A 17,203-nucleotide genomic window follows, 5' to 3' on the forward strand; every position below is an offset into this window, starting at 1 on the left:
GTTGGGCGGGGCGACTGCTCGGGTGGACAGCCCTAGCGTCGCCTTATGTGGAAACTTGCGGTGGTGATGGGGCTGGTGGCGGGTGGGGTTTCGCCGGTTGTTGCTGATGGCATCGATTGGGGGCCGTGTGGGGAGTTGCGGGGGATGGAGTGTGCGACGGTTCGGGTGCCGTTGGATCATCTGCGGCCGGATGGGCGGACTGTTGGGGTCGCGATCTCGCGGCTGAAGGCGGATCCGGGGAAGCGGCGGGGGGTGTTGCTGACCAATCCGGGTGGGCCTGGGGGGCCGGGGGTTGGGTATCCGCTGGAGTTGCGGCCGCTTCTGGGGGAGGTGGCGAAGGAGTACGACGTGATCGGGATCGATCCGCGGTTCATGGGGAGGAGTGAGCCGGTGGATTGTGGGCCGGTGCGGATCGCGGAGGTGTTTCGGTCGTCGCGGAGTCGGGTCGAGTTCGAGCAGGCTGGGCGGTTGGCGAGCGGGTTCGTGGGGCGGTGTCGGGACGATCGGTTGGAGTATGCGGGGATCCGGAATGTGGCGCGGGATCTGGATGTGATCCGGGCGGCGCTGGGAGAGCAGAAGATCTCGTACTACGGGGTTTCGTGGGGTGCTGATCTCGGGGTCGTCTACAGCCAGCTGTTTCCGGGGCGGGTGGATCGAATGGTCGTCGACAGCGTGACGGATGTCGAAGGGTCGGAGTATCGGCATCTGGCGACGGGGGAGCGGGCTGAGGCGGCGTTCGACGAGTGGGCCGCGTGGGTGGCTTGGCGGGATGACAAGTACCGGCTGGGGCGGACGGGGACGCAGGTGCGGACGACCGTGACGCGGTTGATCGAGCAGGCGGCGCGGAGGCCGGTCGCGGTGGGAGGGTATCGGCTGGACGGCGCGGCGATGCCGTGGGTGGTGCAGTTGGGGATGGGCGACGAGAGCGAGCGGGAGTTGATGGCGCGCAACGTGCGGCAGTTGCTCGACGCGGCCCAGGGTAAGCCGGTGACGCCGTCGGCGGAGTTGGCCGGGTGGTTGCGGCAGTACTTCGAGATCGAGCCGGCGGTGTCCCGGTTTGCGGCGGCGTCGGTGGCGTTCACCTGTAACGACAACGGCTGGCCGCGCGGGCCTGCGCCGTACTGGCGAGATGTGCAGCGGACGAAGGCGCGTGAGCCGCTGTTCCACACGACGTTCCTGCCGTGCGCGTACTGGACGCAGCGGACGGCGGAGCCGGAGCTGACGATCGGCAACGACGTACCGATGCTGATCGTGCAAGCCGAGCGGGACAACATTCCGCTGCGCTGGGCCCAGGAGCTGCACGCGAAGCTGCCGAAGTCGACTCTGAAAACGGTCGACCGCCGTGCGCATGGTGTCTATGGACACCTGCGCACGACGGTCAACGAGTATCTCGGTTCTTAGCGGTTCGAGCGGTGCCGCTCGGCGATCTCCTTGAGGTAGAGCGCGGACTGCTTCGGGGTGCGGACCTGGGTGTCGTAGTCGACCCGGACGATGCCGAAGCGCTTGACGTAGCCGTAGGCCCATTCGAAGTTGTCCATCAGGGACCAGGCCAGGTAGCCGCGGATGTCGGCGCCCTGGTTGATGGCTTCGGCGACCGCGGCCAGGTGCGAGGTGAAGTAGGCCGTGCGGCCCTCGTCGGCGACGAAGCCGTTCTCGTCGGGGGTGTCCTCGAAGGCGGCGCCGTTCTCGGTGATCACCATCGGCAGGCTCGGGTAGTCCTTGGCGATGCTGAGCAGCAGGTCGGTGAAGCCCTCGGGGACGATCTCCCAGTCCATCGCCGTCCGCGGCTTGTTCAGCGGGATGGTCCGGCTGACCGGCAGGCCGTCGGCGGTGGTGGTGTTGCCGTCCTCGTCGAAACCGCTGAACTTCTGGCTGAAGTAGTAGTTCACGCCGAGGACGTCGATCGGGGCGGAGATCAGCTCGAGGTCGCCGTCCTGGACCGGGAGCTCGGCGCCTTCGGCGGCGAGGTCGGCGATCACGTCGGCCGGGTAGTGGCCGTGCACGAGCGGGTCGAGGTAGATCCGGCGGCCCATGCCGTCGGCGCGGCGGGCGGCGTCGACGTCCGGCGCGGCGTCACTGGCCGGGTACGCCGTGGCGACGTTCAGCGTGATGCCGATGTCGAGCTTGCGCGGCGAGGCCTCCCGCATCCGGGTGGTGGCCAGGCCGTGCCCGAGCAGCAGGTGGTGCACCGCCTCGATCGCGCGCGGGAACTCGCGGCGGCCGGGCGCGTGCGCGCCGTAGGCGTAGCCGAGCATCGCCGAGCACCACGGCTCGTTCAGCGTGGTCCAGGTGTTCACCCGGTCCTTGAGCGCGTCGAAAACCATCATCGAATAGTCGGCGAACCGGTACGCCGTGTCCCGGTTCGGCCAGCCGCCGGCGTCCTCGAGCTCCTGCGGCAGGTCCCAGTGGTACAGCGTCACCCACGGGTCGATGCCCTGGGCAAGCAGCTCGTCGACCAGCTTGTCGTAGAAGGCCAGGCCGGCCGGGTTGACCGGGCCCTTGCCGTGCGGCTGCACCCGCGGCCAGGCCACCGAGAACCGGTAGGTGTCCATGCCGAGGCTCTTGATCAGCGCGACGTCCTCGGGCATCCGGTGGTAGTGGTCGCAGGCGATGTCGCCGACGTCCCCGTTGTCGATCGCGCCCGGGGTGTTGCAGTAGGTGTCCCAGATCGACGGCGTGCGGCCGTCCTCGGCGATCGCGCCCTCGATCTGGTACGCCGAGGTCGCGACGCCCCAGCGGAAGTCGGCCGGCAGACCCGCGATCAGGTCAGCCGCCGCCGAGACGGAAGTGGTGCTCATATTCGCCTTTCAGACAACAGTAGGAGGGATTCAGCCGACCGGAACGCGGCCGGGCAGCCAGCACGCTACGGACCGGCTGGGGTCGTTGCGGGCCGCGGGGATCCCGAGCAGCGGGACCTCCTCGGAGCAACGGTCGAACGCGTGCGGGCAGCGCGGGTGGAACGAGCAGCCGGTCGGCATCCCGCGCAGGTCGGGCGGCGAGCCGGGGATCCCGGCCAGCTCCTTGCGCGGGCCGCGCAACGCCGGGAACGACTTCAGCAGCCCCTCGCTGTACGGGTGCAGCGAGTCCTTGTAGAGATCCGCGGACTTCGCCTCCTCGACGATCCGCCCGCCGTACATGATCGCGATCCGGTCGGAGAACTCGACCAGCAGCGACAGGTCGTGCGTGATGAACAGCACCGAGAAGCCGAGCCGCTCGCGCAACTCGACCAGCTGCGCCAGGATCTGGCGCTGCATGACGACGTCGAGCGCGGTGGTCGGCTCGTCCATGATGACGATCTGCGGCTCGAGGACGAGCGCCATCCCGATCATCACCCGCTGCCGCATACCGCCGGACAGCTGGTGCGGGTAGGCGTCCATCCGGTCGGCGGAGATGCCGACGAGTTTGAGCATGTCCTTGGCCCGGGCGATCCGCGCCTCGGGGGACAGGCCGGGCTCGTGGGCCTTGATCACGTCGAGCATCTGAGTGGAGACCTTGTGCACCGGGTTCAGCGAGTTCATCGCGCCCTGGAACACGATCGACGTCTCGGCCCAGCGGAACGCCCGCAGCTCGGCGTTCGTCAGGCTCATGACGTCGTACGGGTCGCCGCCCGGCGGGTGGTAGACGACCTCGCCGCCGCTGATCACGCCGGGCGGCGGGAGCAGCCGGGTGACGCCGTACGCGAGCGTCGACTTGCCGCTGCCGCTCTCCCCCGCGAGCCCGAGCACCTCACCGCGGTGCAGGGTCAGCGTGACGTCGCGGACCGCCTGGACGCCCTCGTCACCGAGACCGTAGTCGACGCTGAAGTCCTTGATCTCGAGGACCGGCTCCTTGGCCTTCATACCGCCGCCTCCTTCTTCTTCCGGACGACGGGCGTCGCGTTCTGCTCCGGCTTCGGGAGGATCGGCGTGAAGCCGACGCGCATCCGGATCGGCTGGCCGTCCTTGGTCTTGTGGTGGTGACCGCTGCTGCGCAGCCGCGGGCTGACGAACTCGTCGATCCCGAAGTTGATCAGCGACAGCGCCGTGCCGAGGATCGCGATCGCGAGACCGGCCGGGACGAACCACCACCACGCGCCCTGGGCGAGCGCCTGCTGGCTCTGCGCCCAGAACAGGATCGTGCCCCAGTTCCACTCCGAGATCGTCGAGATCCCGATGAAGGCCAGCGTGATCTCGGACATGATCGCGAAGATCACCGTGCCGACGAAGCTGGAGGCGATGATCGCGGTCAGGTTCGGCATGATCTCGGCGGTGATGATCCGCCAGGTGCTCTCACCGGTCGCCCGGGCGGCCTCGACGTAGTCACGCCGGCGCAGTGACAGGGTCTGCGCGCGCAACACCCGCGCACCCCAGGCCCACGACGTGAAACCGATGACGAGGGCAACCATCAGGTCACCCGCGCCTGGGATGGTCGAGGCGACGATGATGATGAGGGGCAACGCCGGGATGACCAGGAAGACGTTCGACAGCGCGGACAGACCCTCGTCGGCGGCGCCGCCGAGGAAGCCCGAGCTGACGCCGATCAGGATCGACAGCGCGGTCGCGACCAGGCCGGCCAGCAGGCCGACGAACATCACGCCCCGAGTGCCGACGAGCATCTGGCTGAAGATGTCCTGACCGAGGTGCGTCGTCCCGAACCAGTGCTCGGACGACGGCGGCTGGATCAGGTCACTGCTGCGCGCCGACGGGTCGTACGGCGCGATCCACGGGCCGATGATCGCGATCAGGCAGAAGAATCCGAGCACGATCAGGCCGGTAGCGGCCTTGCCGTTGGCAACGAACCGCAACCGGCGGCGTTTGGCCGGCTTGGCCTCGACCGCGGGGCCTTCCGGGCTCACCGTGGTGACGGTGCTGGTGGGTGCGGACATCTCAGCCCTCCTTCCGGGTGCGGGGATCGAGCAACAGGTAGGCGACGTCGGCGATCAGGTTCGCCACCAGGACCGAGAGCGTGATGACCAGGAAGACGCCCTGCATCAGCGGGTAGTCCTTGGAGCCGACGGCCTGGAACAGGTTGTAGCCGATGCCGGGGTAGGAGAAGACGATCTCGACCAGCAGCGTGCCGCCGACGATGAAACCCAGCGACAGCGCGAAACCGGAGACGTTCGGCAGCAGCGCGTTCCGCGCGGCGTAGCTCATCATCACGCGCTTCTCGGGCAGGCCCTTGGCGTGCGCGACGGTGATGTAGTCCTCGGAGGCGACCGTCACCATCATGTTGCGCATGCTGAGGATCCAGCCGCTGACCGACGAGATCAGGATCGTGATCGCCGGCAGCAGGCTGTGCTGGATCGCGCTGCTGATGAACGCGCCGTCCCAGGACGGCACCAGGCCGGGCTCGTAACCGCCGGACGACGGGAAGATGCTGTCCGGACCGGCCAGCAGCGTGATCGCCAGCAGACCGAGCCAGAAGTACGGGATCGACGACAGGAACGTCGTCACCGGCAGCAGGCCGTCCAGCCAGGAGCCGCGCCGCCAGCCGGCCAGGACGCCGAGGCCGGTGCCGATCGCGAAGCTGGCCAGCGTGGTCAGGCCGACCAGTGCGATCGTCCACGGCAGGCTCTGCCCGAGGACCTCCGCGACCGGGGTGGGGAAGAAGGTGAAGGACAGCCCGAGGTCGCCGCGGAAGACCTGGCCCCAGTAGTCGACGTACTGACTCCACAGGCTGGCGTCCTTGTCCAGACCGAACAGGACGTACAGCGACTGGATGGCCTCGGTGCTGATCTGGCCCTGGTACCGGTTGATCAGCGAGGTGACCGGGTCACCGGGGATCAGCCGGGGGATGAAGAAGTTGATCGTCAGTGCGGCCCAGGCGGTGAAGAGGTAGAACGCGATGCGTTGCAGAAGGAACTTCACTTGGCTGCTCCTTCCTCGTAGAGCCAGCAAGCGGCCCAGTGGCTCTGACCGCTCTCGACGATCGGTAGCTCGAAACGCGGCGGCAGGTCGGTCGAGCACTTCGGCATCGCGTGCACGCAGCGCGGGTGGAACCGGCAGCCGGTCGGCGGCGCGATCAGGCTCGGCGGCTCGCCGCTGCCCTGGTCCTCCGGGGCGCGCAGGTCGCCGACGCGGTCCAGCCGGTCGGGGTCGGGCGCGCTCTCGATCAGCAGCCGGGTGTAGGGGTGCGCCGGGTGCTGGGTGACGGTCTCGGAGTCGCCGCCCTCGACCATGCGGCCGGCGTACATCACCATCGTCTCGTCGGCGAAGTAGCGGGCCGAGGCGATGTCGTGGGTGATGTAGAGGATGGCCAGGTTCAGCCGTTCCTTGAGGTCCCGCAGCAGGTTCAGGACGCCGAGGCGGATCGAGACGTCGAGCATCGAGACCGGCTCGTCGGCGAGCAGGGCCTGCGGATCGGCGCCGAGGGCGCGGGCGATCGAGACGCGCTGGCGCTGACCGCCGGACAGCTCGTGCGGGAACTTGTCCAGGTAGCGCTCCGGGGGAGTCAGCTGGACGCGCAGCAGCAGGTCGCGCAGGTTGGTCTCGAGCTCGGCCTTGGAGTTACCGGCCCGGCCGTGGATCTTCAGCGCGCGGGTCAGGTGGTACCGCACGGTGTGCGTCGGGTTCAGCGACGCGAACGGGTCCTGGAAGATCATCTGCACCTGGCGGCAGTACGCCCGGAACTTCCGGCCGCCGCGCACTGTCACGGACTCGCCGTGCAGGCGGATGTCGCCGTCGGTGCGGTGGTGGAGCTGGGCCAGCAGCCGGGCGACCGTGGACTTGCCCGAGCCGGACTCGCCGACCAGGGCGGTCACGCGACCGCGGCGTAACGTCAGGTTCAGGTCGTCGACCGCGTGTACGACCTTGCGTTCACGGGTCAACAGGTCCCGGATACCGCGCCGTACCGGGAAGTGCTTGGTGAGGCCGTCGGCCTCGAGAACTACCTCAGGGACCACCGCTGGGGCCACCGCTGGGTCGGTCACCGTCATGGTTACAAGACTCCTCGAATCGTGGCGGGGGGGGGGGGGGGGGGGGGGGGTGGAGACAGTCACCCCCCGACCGGGAGGATAAAGGACGCAGAGGGGGAGGTGGGGGAAGAAGCCTCCCAGGGGGGGGGCACCCCCCCCCCCCCGAACCCCCCCCCCCCCCCCCCCCCCCCCCGGCCCGGCCTCACTGCGAGCCGGCGGGCTTCAGCTTCAGGACGATTTCCAGGGCGTTCTGCTGGGTCGGCTGACCCGGCGCGTACGAGTTCTGCTCGTCCGGCCACCCGGTCCAGTTCTTGGTGCTGTACAGACCGCCGACGTTCGAGGCGGACGTCGGGATCACCGGCATCTGCTCGACCATGATCTTCTGCAGGCCGTTCAGCGCCGTGGTCCGGGTCGCGTCGTCGGTGGCGTTGGCGTAGGTGTCGAGCAGCTGGGTCGCCTCCGGGCTGGAGAAGCGCCCGTAGTTACCGCTGATCCCGCCCTTGCCGACCGGCTTCAGGATCTTGCCGTCCATGATGTTCTGGTAGATGTCGTACGGCGTCGCGCCGCCGTTGGTCCAGTGCATCCCGGCCTCGAAGGTGCCCTCGTCGAAGGCCTTGAACCACGCGTCCTGGTTGGCCTTGTCGACGGTCGCCTTGATGCCGATCGTGGACAGGTTGTCCTTGATGATCTCGAGGTCGGTGATGTAGTCCGACCAGCCGGCCGGGTTGGTCAGCGTGATCTCGACCGGCTTACCGGTCTTGTCCTTGAGGACGTCGCCCTCGAGCTTGTACCCGGCGGCGGCGAGGTCGGCCTTGGCGCCCTCGACGTCGACCGCGTGCAACTTGTCCTTGAACTCCGGCGCGATGAACGACTCACCGGCCGGGGTCGGGATGCCGGTGATCGACTCGACCTTCGGGTAGAAGTAGCCGGCCTCACCCTGCATGAAGATGTCGTCGCGGTTGATCACCTTGTCCATCGCCCGGCGCAGCGCCGGGTCGTCGAACGGCTTGTTGGTGGTGTTGATCCACAGGCCGTGGATACCCAGGTTGGCCGGGAAGTACAGCTTGTGGTTCTTCGGGTCCTTGTCCTGGTAGACGGCCTTCACGTTCGGGACGAAGACGAAGCTCCACTCCGAGGCGCCGTTGGCCAGCGCGGTGGTCTGCGCGTTGTTGTCGTTGTACGACGTGTACCGCAGCTCCTTGACCTTCGGGAGCTCCTGCCAGTACGAGTCGCGCAGTTCCAGCGTGGTGGTCTGCGGGGTGAACGACTTCAGCTTGTACGGGCCGGTGCCGATCGGCTGCTTGAGCGTGTCCTGGCTTGGGTCCTTCAGCGTCGACCACTGGTGCTTCGGGATCACGAAGACCGTCAGCAGCTTGTTCTGGTTGACGAACTGGGACCGCTCGAAGGTCAGGTCGACCTTGTTCCCGGTCTGGGTGACCGTCTTGTACGGGATGGCGTCGGAGTTCAGCCCGTCGTTGTCCTTGCGGAGCTGGAACGTGTAGGCGACGTCCTCGGCGGTCATCGGCTTGCCGTCGGACCACTTGACGCCGTCGCGGATGGTGAACGACAGCTTGGTGAAGTTCGCCTCCCACTTCCACTCCGTGGCCAGCCACGGCTTACCCGCCTCGGTGGGCTTGATGCCGTTGATCATCACCAGCGGCTCGAAGATCATCCACCGGTACCCGAGCGAGGCGCCCGAGGAGGAGCCGAGGAACGGGTTGTGGTTCTCGGTCTGGGGGCCGTTCGGCATGCCGACGTTCAGCACGGTCGCCCCGCCGGCCGCGCCGGTGTTGGTCTTCCCGTCCCCGTTACTACAGGCAGCCAGTGCAGCTGCCGCGAGCAAGCCCGTCAGGGCCAGCGCGACGCTCCGTCGTGCTCGCATCGGTTCCTCCTGTGAATCTGTGTTGGCGGATGGTCCACACCTGAGCCGTGTGGGCCAGTGCATGGTGGCGTGAAAGCGCTCTCATGGGAAGAGCGGGCGCCTTAACGGATCGGTATCGAGAGTGTTCGCCGGCGGCGGAGCAGGGGCAGCTGCCCCGCCGCCGGAGCTTCGGGCGCGATCCGGTGAGACCGTCAGTGGGACCGAATTCTCGGGGCGGGTCTGGTCCTCGGGGTGGACTTGGGAGCGGTTGAGCTGCGGACGATCAGCGTCGTCGGCAACACTTGGGGTTCGTTCGGTAACGGAGTGCCACCGAAGTAGCCCATCAACATCCGGGCCGCGGCCTGGCCCATCTGGCGCATCGGCTGATGCACCGTGGTCAGCGGCGGCTCGGTGTGTTCGGCGTACGGGATGTCGTCGAAACCGACGACCGACACGTCGTTCGGCACGTTCCGCCCGGTCTCCCGGACGGCCTGGACGGCGCCGCCGGCGGACAGGTCGTTGTGCGCGAAGATCGCGTCGAAGTCGAGGCGCTGGTCCAGCGCGTGCTGGACGCCGAGGCGCCCGCTCTCGTGGGTGAAATCGCCCTCGAACACGAGTCTCGGGTCGAGCTCGATACCGGCCTCGGCGTAGGTGTCGCGGAAGCCGTCCAGACGTTCGTGGGTACAGCCGAACCGCTCGACGCCGGTGATCACCAGCGGCGAGGTACGGCCGAGTTCGATCAGGTGCCGGGCGGCGGACTGCCCGCCGGCGTAGTTCGTGGTGGCGACCGAGGGGAATTGCGGACGCTTGTCCCGGTCGTCGATCAGGACCACCGGCAGACCGCGGGCATGCAGCTGCTCGATGTAGGTGAGCGTTCCTTCCGGCTCGATCACCAGCAGGCCGTCGAACGACTGCGCCGAGACCTGCGAGGCGAACTGGTGCATGGATTCCTCACCCCGGTTGAAGGTGAAGAGCAGCAGTCCGTAACCCTCGCTCTCGACGATGTCGACCGCGCCCTGCAGGACCTCGCCCATCCAGGGCCAGGTCAGCGAGGGGACCAGCATCCCGACGACCCTGGTCCGGCCGCGGGCCAGCCCGACCGCGCGGGCGCTCGGCACGTAGCCGAGCTCGGCGATCACCGCCCGGACGCGCTCCGCGGTGCGGAGATCGAGTTCGCCCTTGCCGTTCAGGACGCGTGACACGGTCGTCTTGCTGACGCCGGCACGTGCCGCGACATCGGCGATGGTGATCGACACGGTGGAACTCCCCTCGGGCGGTTGGGGGCTTGCGTTGCTGACGTGTTGCGGTGATGTTGCGGAACCGGTTTCGGAAGCGGTTCCGTAGAGTGAAGCCGAGTGAGCCAGGTCTCGTCAATCACGGGTCGGTAACGAATCACGACTTAATTCACGAGTTAGAAAAAGCCAGCTCTTCCTGGGTGACGCTCTGACGTGATGGACTTCGGGGAGCGGTCTGCGAGGGGCCGGGGCAGCTAGGGGCTTGGTTTCATGGAGGTACGCCGGACGACGGTGCGCGACATGCGCCGGTCCAACCGGTCGGTCATTCTGACCGGCATCTACCGCGACGGGCCGCTCAGCCGGCAGGAGCTGAGCACACGGACGTCGCTGAGCCCCGCCAGCGTCAGCAACCTGGTCACCGAACTGATCGCCGAGGGCGTCGTCGAGGAGGCCGGATCGGTCGAGTCCGAGGGCGGCCGGCCGCGCGTCCTGCTCCGCGTCGCTCGTGAGTTCCGGTACGTCGTCGGCGCCGAGGTCGGTGAGACGCGGGTCCGGGTCGAGCTGTTCGATCTGGCCATGAACGTCCTCGCCACGGTCGACCACTCGATCGACGCGCCCGAGCCCGCAATGGTCGTGAAGCATGTCCTGGAAGGGCTTTCGAGTGTCGTCGCGACCTCCGGCGTCCGGTCCGAACTGATCCTCGGCGTCGGCGTCGCGGTCTTCGGGATCGTCGACGCGGACGGCGTCGTCCATGCGCAGACGCTCGGCTGGGACGCCGTCCCGCTCGGGCAGATGCTTGCCGAGGGCACCGATATTCCGATCCTCGTCGACAACGGCGCGAACACCCTCGGCCAGGCCGAGATGTGGTTCGGCGCGGGCCGCGGCGCGACCGACGCCGTCGTCGCGCTGGTCGGCTCCGGGGTCGGCGCCGCGCTGGTCGCCGGCGGCTCCAGCTACCGCGGGACGCGGAGCAGCGCGGGCGAGTGGGGCCACACGACGATCGTGTACGGCGGTCGCAGCTGCCGCTGCGGCGCGGCCGGTTGCCTGGAGGCGTACGTCGGGGCCGAGGACGTCCTGAGCCGGTACCGGGAGACCGGTGCCGCGCTGACCGCGATCGACGAGGAGGCGGCGTTCGCCGAGCTGCTCGAGCTGGCCGGGACGTCGGCGTCCGCGGCGGCGATCGTGGACGACACGATCGGCTATCTCGCGGCCGGCTTCGCGAATCTGGTCAACCTGGTCAATCCCGAGCGGATCGTGCTCGGCGGCTGGGCCGGTCTGTTGCTGGGGGAGCGCTACCTGCCGCGCCTGCGCGAGGAGGTCGGGCGGCATGCGCTCCGGCAGCCGTACGCCCAGGTCTCGATCGTGCTCTGCGAGCTCGGTCGCGACGCCGTTGCACTCGGCGCCGCGACCTTGCCCGTGCTGCGGTTGCTCCGGGACGGCGGAGCCTTACCTGGTTAGCTGATGGTCCACTTCTGGTTCGCGCCGCCGCCGCAGGTCCAGATCTGGGTCGGGGTGGCGTTCGCCGAGTTGTTGCCGGTGACATCGAGACACTTGCCGCGGTTCACGATGTCGTTGTTGGCGTAGCTCCATTGCTGGGCCGCGTTGCCGTTACAGGTCGCGATCTGGACCCGGGTCCCGTCGGCGGTGCCGGCGTTCGCGACGTCCAGGCACTTGCCCAGGGCACGGATCGTGCCGTCGCCGGGCCGGCTCCACGACTGCGCCGCCGTCCCGTTGCAGTCGTACAGCTGGACGGTCGTGCCGTCGGCGGCGTTGGCGCCGGCGATGTCCAGGCACTTGCCGGCCAGGCCCTTGATCTGGCCGTTGGTGCTACCGCCGTCGATCGTCGAGACCCGGACGTAGTCGACCAGCATCTGCTGCGGCATCACGGTGGAGGCGTCCGGGTAGCCCGGCCAGTTCCCGCCGACCGCGACGTTCAGGATCATGAAGTGGTTGCGGTTGAAGACCCACTGGTCGCCGCCGAGGTCGGCCGGCGTCCGGCGCTGGTACTGCACGCCGTCGACGAACCAGGTGATCGAGTTCGGCGTCCAGTCGACGCGGTAGGTGTGGAAGTCGTTGCGGAACGGGACGCCGTTCGGCGACTGGTACGCGGCGCCGATGCCCTCGCCGCCGGAGTACCCCGGGCCGTGGATCGTGCCGTGCACGGTGGTGGGTTCGCGGCCGATGTTCTCCAGGATGTCGATCTCGCCGTTGTGCGGCCAGTTGCCGCCCTGGCCGAGCATCCAGAACGCCGGCCAGACGCCCTGGGTGCCGGGGATCTTGATCCGGGCCTCGAAGCGGCCGTAGGTCTGGCTGAAGGTGGCCGCGGTGAGCAGCCGGGCCGAGGTGTACTCGCAGGTGCCGTAGTGGCACTGGAAGCCGCCGCTCTCACGCCGAGCGGTGATCACCAGGTTGCCGTTGCCGTCCTTGGCCGAGTTGCGGGTGCTGTTGGTGTAGTACTGGCGCTCGTTGTTGCCCCAGCCGCCGCCGCCGATGTCGTAGCGCCACTTGTTCGAGTCGGGCGCCTGACCGGCGGGACCGTCGAAGTTGTCCTCGAAGGTGACCGCCTGGACGGCTTGCTCGGCCTGCGGGGCCTGCACGGCTTGGGGTACGGCTTGGGCTGGTGCTTGCAGAAGGCTGGCGCCGACCAGGGTGGCGCCGATCGCGAACAGAGCCGCGACACGGGAACGCTGCAGTTTCATACGTGCCTCAAATCTCCACGGGGGCGGGTTGGGACGAGACAGGGATTTGGTCCCGCAGCGTGCCGTGAGAACGCTTTCACGTCAAGGTCGGGACTAAATAAAAGACCTGAAAAAAGTCCGGGCCGGGACGTTGACAGGGCCGGTCGCCGATGGTTCCCTCGTGCTGACACACCGTTGCGGCGCGGGCAGACGCCACGACACGCCCCTGTTGATTTTCCTTTGCGCACAAGGGAGTCCGCCCATGCCCGCGATCGGGTCACCTCGCCATGCCCGTAGGCGACGCCTCCTCACCTCCGCCGTCGCCGCCGTCCTGGTGGCCGCCGCCGGAGTCGGTTACGGCACCGCGACCGCCCCGACGGCCCAGGCCGCCGGCGAGCAGGTCAACATCTTCCTGACCACCACGAACGACGCCGCCGGCCAGAACGTCACCCGCGGCCTGCAGCAGCAGACGCCGGTCAACTTCGGCCCGGCCGGCGGTACGGCCAATCAGACGATCACGGTCAACGAGAACACGACGTACCAGAGCTGGGAGGGCGGCGGCGCGTCGTTCGCCGACAGCTCGGCCTGGCTGCTGAACAGCAGCAACACGATCTCGGCCGCGACCCGCAACCAGGTGATGAAGGACCTGTTCGACCCGGTGAACGGGATCGGGCTGTCGTTCATCCGCAACCCGATGGGCGCCTCCGACCTGGCCCGGTTCAACTACTCCTACGACGACACCTGCTGTGACCTGAACGACTTCAGCATCAACCACGACCTGGCGGACGTGGTCCCGCTGACCAAGCAGGCGCGGCAGCTGAACCCGGCGACCAAGGTGATGGGCTCGCCGTGGAGCGCGCCGGCCTGGATGAAGGACAACAACAAGTTCACCAACCGCGGCTGGCTGAAGGCCGAGTACTACCCGATGTACGCGCAGTACTTCGTGAAGTACATCCAGCAGAACGCCGCGCAGGGCAACCCGATCGACTACGTCACCGTGCAGAACGAGCCGACCTGCTGCGGCTCGGACAACACCGGCTACGCCTCGATGAACTGGAACGGCGCCGGCCTGCTGAACTTCACCAAGAACCACCTGTTCCCGGCGTTCCGGGCGGCCGGGATCACCACCAAGGTGATGGTGCTGGACTACAACTGGGGCAACTACAACGACCTCGGCTCGGTCCCGCTCGCGGACGCCGGGCTGCGCAACGACCCGCTGTTCGGCGGGATCGCCTGGCACGGGTACGGCGGTGACGTGAGCCTGCAGACGCAGATCCACAACCAGTACCCGTCGGTGAACGCGTACATGACCGAGCACTCGGGCGGGACCTGGATCCCGAACCAGCAGGTCGAGGACATGAACAACCTGATCGACTACACCCGGAACTGGGACAAGTCCTGGGTCAAGTGGGGGATCGCGCTCGACGAGGACCACCTGCCGTTCGTCGGCGCCGGCTGCAATGTGTGCACGGGTCTGGTGACGGTGCACCGCAACGACAGCCTGCGCGGGCAGGTCACCAAGAATGTCGAGTACTACACGATGGGCCACCTGACCAAGTACGTCCGGCCGGGCGCGCTGCGGATCGACTCCACCGCGAACACCGCGGTCAAGAACGTCGCCTGGAAGAACCCGGACGGATCCAAGGCCCTGATCGCGTTCAACAGCACCGGCAGCACGCAGTCCGTCCGCGTCAACTGGGGTTCGCAGTCCTTCATCTACTCGCTGCCCACCAAGACCTCCGCGACCTTCACCTGGAGCGGTAACCAGAGCGGCGGCGGAGGAGGCCAGATCACCGGACTCGTCGGCAAGTGCATCGACGTCGCCGGCGCCAACCCCGCCGACGGCACCGCCGTCCAGCTCTACGACTGCAACGGCTCCGCGGCCCAGCAGTGGACCCGCTCCGGCAACACCATCCAGGCCCTCGGCAAATGCCTCGACGTCACCGGCGGCGGAACCGCCGACGGCACCCGCGTCCAGCTCTGGACCTGCTACCCCGGCAGCCCCAACCAGCAATGGACCTACTCCAACAACACCCTCGTCAACCCCCAGGCCAACAAGTGCCTGGACGTCACCGGCAACAACTCCGCCAACGCCACCCCCCTCCAACTCTGGACCTGCGCCGGCAGCGCCAACCAAAGATGGACCCTCTCCTGACCTGACCCCGTGCCCGCCCGTCCGCCCCCGGGCGGGCACACCCCACCCTGGACCTGGGCGGGCTGCCGCTTCCCCCGCTGAAGCGGCAGCCCGCCCTTTTCCGTGTGTTGTTGACTCTCCGGTTAGGGGAGGGTGGAGGGTGGGGACATGACGGCGACGGTGACGGTGGGGGAGTTCTCCCGCTTGACGCATTTGAGTGTGAAGACGTTGCACCACTACCACGAGATCGGGTTGCTGGCGCCGGTCGAGGTGGATGCTTCGTCGGGGTATCGGCGGTACGGCACGGAGCAGGTGGGGGTGGCGTTGCTGATCCGGCGGTTGCGGGATCTGCGGATGCCGATTCCGGACGTGCGGGCGGTGGTGCTGGCGGGGGATGAGGGTGCGCGCGAGGAGACTTTGCGCGGGCATCTTGACCGGATGGAGCGTGAGCTCCAGGTGACGCGTGAGGTGGTCACCTCGTTGCGGGGGCTGCTGACGGATGCGCCGGAGCCGTTGCGCGTCGAGTACCGGTACATCCCGCCGTTCCGGGCGTACGGCGTCCGCGATCATGTCGAGCGGGAGCAGATCGGGCCGTGGTGCGTGGACGCGTTCGGCCGGCTGAGCGCGGTGGCGGCGGCGTACGACATCCGGGCCACGGCGGGAGCGACGTACGGCGACGAGTTCTTCACCGAGGACGCCGGCGCCGTGGTCGCGTTCCTGCCGGTCGCGCCGAGTCAGGAGCCGGCCGACGGGTTCGAGCTGGTGGACCTGCCCGGCGGGTACTTCGCGATCGCCGTCCACGCCGGCCCGATGGCCGACTTCGACCGCACGTACGGCGCCCTCGGCTCACACGTCGCCGAACACTGCGCCGTCGCTCCGGGCCCGATCCGCGAGCTGTACGTCGTCTCCCCCGGGGACACCCCGGACGAATCGAACTATCGCACCGAAGTCTGCTGGCCGATCCAGCAACTCCCTGTCCTGAAAGGCTGAACCATGTCCATCACCCTCGAGAACATCACCTTCGACTGCGCCGACGCGGCCGCCCTCGCCACCTTCTGGGCCGGCGTCCTGTCGTCCTCGGTCGATGCGGACGGCAACCAGTTCTTCGCCACCGTCAACCGCGCCGCCGACACCCCGACCTTCATGTTCCTCCAGGTCCCCGAGCCGCGGACGGCGAAGAACCGCCTGCACGTCGACCTGGCGACCGCCGACTGGGCCGCCGAGGTCGACCGCCTGGTCTCCCTCGGCGCCAAACGCCACGACGAGCACAACGAGTACGGCACGCACTGGATCACGCTCGCCGACCCCGAAGGCAACCTCTTCGACCTGGCCGAGCTTCACGCCTAGAACCGCTGGTCGATCCACCCGACCGCGTGCTCGACCAGCCCCCGCGCCGGAAACAGATGGCATTCGGCGCCGAACAGCTCGAACCGCCGGCCGATGCCCGCCGCCAGCGCGGACCGCGCGATCACCTCGATGTAGTCGGCTTCGGCGTACTCGTAAGCACCAGCTGACGTGTCGATCTCGCGAAACGTGTGCCACCGGACGCCGTCGTCCGTACGGACCGGCATCTCATACGTCACCCACCGCTTCGGCTCAGCCGTCGCGATCCGCTCGGCATGGTGGACGAGCGTGATGCAGTCGAGCGGAGCACCCAGCAGGAGGACGACGCCGTCCGCCTCCACCAGCCGAGCGAGCGGCGACCCCACTCCCCACGGGTCGTCGTCGTACGCACCCGCCGTCAACCACTCAGCTTGAGGGCCAACAGCAACCAGATTCATCTCCGGGTGCGCGCTCCGACGCGCACCCGGCCACGTCCGGATCCGCTCCGGCAACCGCCCATGCGACCGCCGCGCCTCCGACACCGCCGGATCGAACGCCGGCATCCCGCCCCGGTACGCCGCCTGCCGCTCCGCCGGCCACTCCCGCAGATGGAACGGATTGTCCTCCCACCCCGCATAAGCCACCACCGTCCCCTCACAAGCAGCAAGCAACCCCCGCACCACCCCCTCAACCCCACCCACCACCCAAGGCAACGCCGACAACCGCCCATGCACCATCACAACCCCACCCGCCGGCACCCCACCCACCCGCAACCCCGCAGCCACCTCATCCCCACCAACCCACTCCACCCAGCCATCCTCCCAACCCCTCCCCACCCCCGCGACCCATTTCCCCGCCCCAACAACCAGCCACAAGCAGCCACCCCACAACAATCAGCCCCGCACCTCGTGGCCCACCCCACCACGCCCCCAACCCGCCCACAGGCCCATGGGCCCGCCGACCACCCCTAGCCCCCTTGCCCGGCCCCTCGCCGCCCGCCCACCCCCAGCAAACCCACACCAGTCGCGCTCCCACCCACCCCTCCTCACAGCCGCGCGCTCGCACCTCCTCCAGCGGCCG

The 17,203-nt window shown here is 68.3% G+C and carries 14 protein-coding genes; 5 read left to right on the plus strand and 9 right to left on the minus strand.

The window, feature by feature from the left end:
* Positions 1-45 precede the first annotated feature (45 nt).
* Positions 46-1,401 (plus strand): alpha/beta fold hydrolase, encoded by a 1,356-nt coding sequence (locus ACZ6ZD_RS35800; RefSeq protein WP_465678903.1) that lies wholly within the window; start codon positions 46-48, stop codon positions 1,399-1,401.
* Here ACZ6ZD_RS35800 and ACZ6ZD_RS35805 read toward each other — a convergent pair.
* The 7 genes from ACZ6ZD_RS35805 to ACZ6ZD_RS35835 all read right to left on the minus strand — a co-directional run bounded on the left by ACZ6ZD_RS35805 (position 1,398) and on the right by ACZ6ZD_RS35835 (position 10,009).
* The gene (locus tag ACZ6ZD_RS35805; RefSeq protein ID WP_465678905.1) at positions 1,398-2,798 is read right to left on the minus strand and encodes a GH1 family beta-glucosidase; all 1,401 of its coding nucleotides are present in this window, start codon (positions 2,796-2,798) and stop codon (positions 1,398-1,400) included. The two genes, ACZ6ZD_RS35800 and ACZ6ZD_RS35805, sit on opposite strands and share 4 nt — an antisense overlap.
* Before the next feature lie 30 nt (positions 2,799-2,828).
* A complete protein-coding gene (locus ACZ6ZD_RS35810; protein WP_465678906.1) occupies positions 2,829-3,839 on the minus strand; it encodes an ABC transporter ATP-binding protein in 1,011 nt (336 codons plus the stop codon).
* Positions 3,836-4,864 carry an ABC transporter permease gene (locus ACZ6ZD_RS35815; RefSeq protein WP_465678908.1) on the minus strand — a complete coding sequence of 343 codons (1,029 nt, stop codon included), beginning with the start codon at positions 4,862-4,864 and terminating at the stop codon, positions 3,836-3,838. The genes ACZ6ZD_RS35810 and ACZ6ZD_RS35815 overlap by 4 nt, the downstream gene beginning before the upstream one ends.
* Before the next feature lies 1 nt (position 4,865).
* Positions 4,866-5,846, minus strand: coding sequence for an ABC transporter permease (locus tag ACZ6ZD_RS35820; RefSeq protein ID WP_465678909.1), 981 nt, complete (start codon positions 5,844-5,846; stop codon positions 4,866-4,868).
* Entirely contained in the window at positions 5,843-6,913 is a 1,071-nt protein-coding gene (locus ACZ6ZD_RS35825; RefSeq protein ID WP_465678910.1) for an ABC transporter ATP-binding protein, read from the minus strand. The genes ACZ6ZD_RS35820 and ACZ6ZD_RS35825 overlap by 4 nt, the downstream gene beginning before the upstream one ends.
* Positions 6,914-7,094: 181 nt before the next feature.
* Positions 7,095-8,774 carry an ABC transporter substrate-binding protein gene (locus ACZ6ZD_RS35830; RefSeq protein WP_465678912.1) on the minus strand — a complete coding sequence of 560 codons (1,680 nt, stop codon included), beginning with the start codon at positions 8,772-8,774 and terminating at the stop codon, positions 7,095-7,097.
* 191 nt (positions 8,775-8,965) lie between these two features.
* The gene (locus ACZ6ZD_RS35835; RefSeq protein WP_465678913.1) at positions 8,966-10,009 is read right to left on the minus strand and encodes a LacI family DNA-binding transcriptional regulator; all 1,044 of its coding nucleotides are present in this window, start codon (positions 10,007-10,009) and stop codon (positions 8,966-8,968) included.
* Positions 10,010-10,258: 249 nt separating this feature from the next.
* Here ACZ6ZD_RS35835 and ACZ6ZD_RS35840 point away from each other — a divergent pair, with 249 nt between their 5' ends.
* A complete protein-coding gene (locus tag ACZ6ZD_RS35840; RefSeq protein ID WP_465678914.1) occupies positions 10,259-11,446 on the plus strand; it encodes an ROK family transcriptional regulator in 1,188 nt (395 codons plus the stop codon).
* Here ACZ6ZD_RS35840 and ACZ6ZD_RS35845 read toward each other — a convergent pair.
* Positions 11,443-12,687 (minus strand): family 16 glycosylhydrolase, encoded by a 1,245-nt coding sequence (locus tag ACZ6ZD_RS35845; protein WP_465678916.1) that lies wholly within the window; start codon positions 12,685-12,687, stop codon positions 11,443-11,445. The genes ACZ6ZD_RS35840 and ACZ6ZD_RS35845 overlap by 4 nt on opposite strands.
* Positions 12,688-12,928: 241 nt before the next feature.
* On the opposite strand from ACZ6ZD_RS35845, the gene ACZ6ZD_RS35850 reads away from it, so the two are divergent.
* From ACZ6ZD_RS35850 to ACZ6ZD_RS35860, 3 genes are all read left to right on the plus strand, one after another.
* Entirely contained in the window at positions 12,929-14,821 is a 1,893-nt protein-coding gene (locus tag ACZ6ZD_RS35850) for an RICIN domain-containing protein (RefSeq protein ID WP_465678917.1), read from the plus strand.
* 147 nt (positions 14,822-14,968) lie between these two features.
* A complete protein-coding gene (locus ACZ6ZD_RS35855; protein WP_465678918.1) occupies positions 14,969-15,790 on the plus strand; it encodes a MerR family transcriptional regulator in 822 nt (273 codons plus the stop codon).
* Positions 15,791-15,793: 3 nt separating this feature from the next.
* Positions 15,794-16,147, plus strand: a complete 354-nt coding sequence (locus ACZ6ZD_RS35860; protein WP_465678920.1) for a VOC family protein — start codon at positions 15,794-15,796, stop codon at positions 16,145-16,147.
* Here the strand turns inward: ACZ6ZD_RS35860 and aac(3) are convergent.
* Complete coding sequence (aac(3), locus tag ACZ6ZD_RS35865) at positions 16,144-16,932, minus strand: aminoglycoside 3-N-acetyltransferase (RefSeq protein WP_465678921.1); 789 nt, start codon at positions 16,930-16,932, stop codon at positions 16,144-16,146. The two genes, ACZ6ZD_RS35860 and aac(3), sit on opposite strands and share 4 nt — an antisense overlap.
* Between the last annotated feature and the right edge of the window lie 271 nt (positions 16,933-17,203).

The organism is Kribbella sp. NPDC104218, assembly GCF_055584105.1.

Coding starts and splice junctions, on each gene's coding strand:
- ACZ6ZD_RS35825 (WP_465678910.1), bottom strand. CDS start 6,913: ATGACGGTGACCGACCCAGCGGTGGCCCCAGCGGTGGTCCCTGAGGTA.
- ACZ6ZD_RS35855 (WP_465678918.1), top strand. CDS start 14,969: ATGACGGCGACGGTGACGGTGGGGGAGTTCTCCCGCTTGACGCATTTG.
- ACZ6ZD_RS35850 (WP_465678917.1), top strand. CDS start 12,929: ATGCCCGCGATCGGGTCACCTCGCCATGCCCGTAGGCGACGCCTCCTC.
- ACZ6ZD_RS35815 (WP_465678908.1), bottom strand. CDS start 4,864: ATGTCCGCACCCACCAGCACCGTCACCACGGTGAGCCCGGAAGGCCCC.
- ACZ6ZD_RS35830 (WP_465678912.1), bottom strand. CDS start 8,774: ATGCGAGCACGACGGAGCGTCGCGCTGGCCCTGACGGGCTTGCTCGCG.
- ACZ6ZD_RS35860 (WP_465678920.1), top strand. CDS start 15,794: ATGTCCATCACCCTCGAGAACATCACCTTCGACTGCGCCGACGCGGCC.
- ACZ6ZD_RS35840 (WP_465678914.1), top strand. CDS start 10,259: ATGGAGGTACGCCGGACGACGGTGCGCGACATGCGCCGGTCCAACCGG.
- ACZ6ZD_RS35805 (WP_465678905.1), bottom strand. CDS start 2,798: ATGAGCACCACTTCCGTCTCGGCGGCGGCTGACCTGATCGCGGGTCTG.
- ACZ6ZD_RS35800 (WP_465678903.1), top strand. CDS start 46: ATGTGGAAACTTGCGGTGGTGATGGGGCTGGTGGCGGGTGGGGTTTCG.
- ACZ6ZD_RS35810 (WP_465678906.1), bottom strand. CDS start 3,839: ATGAAGGCCAAGGAGCCGGTCCTCGAGATCAAGGACTTCAGCGTCGAC.
- ACZ6ZD_RS35845 (WP_465678916.1), bottom strand. CDS start 12,687: ATGAAACTGCAGCGTTCCCGTGTCGCGGCTCTGTTCGCGATCGGCGCC.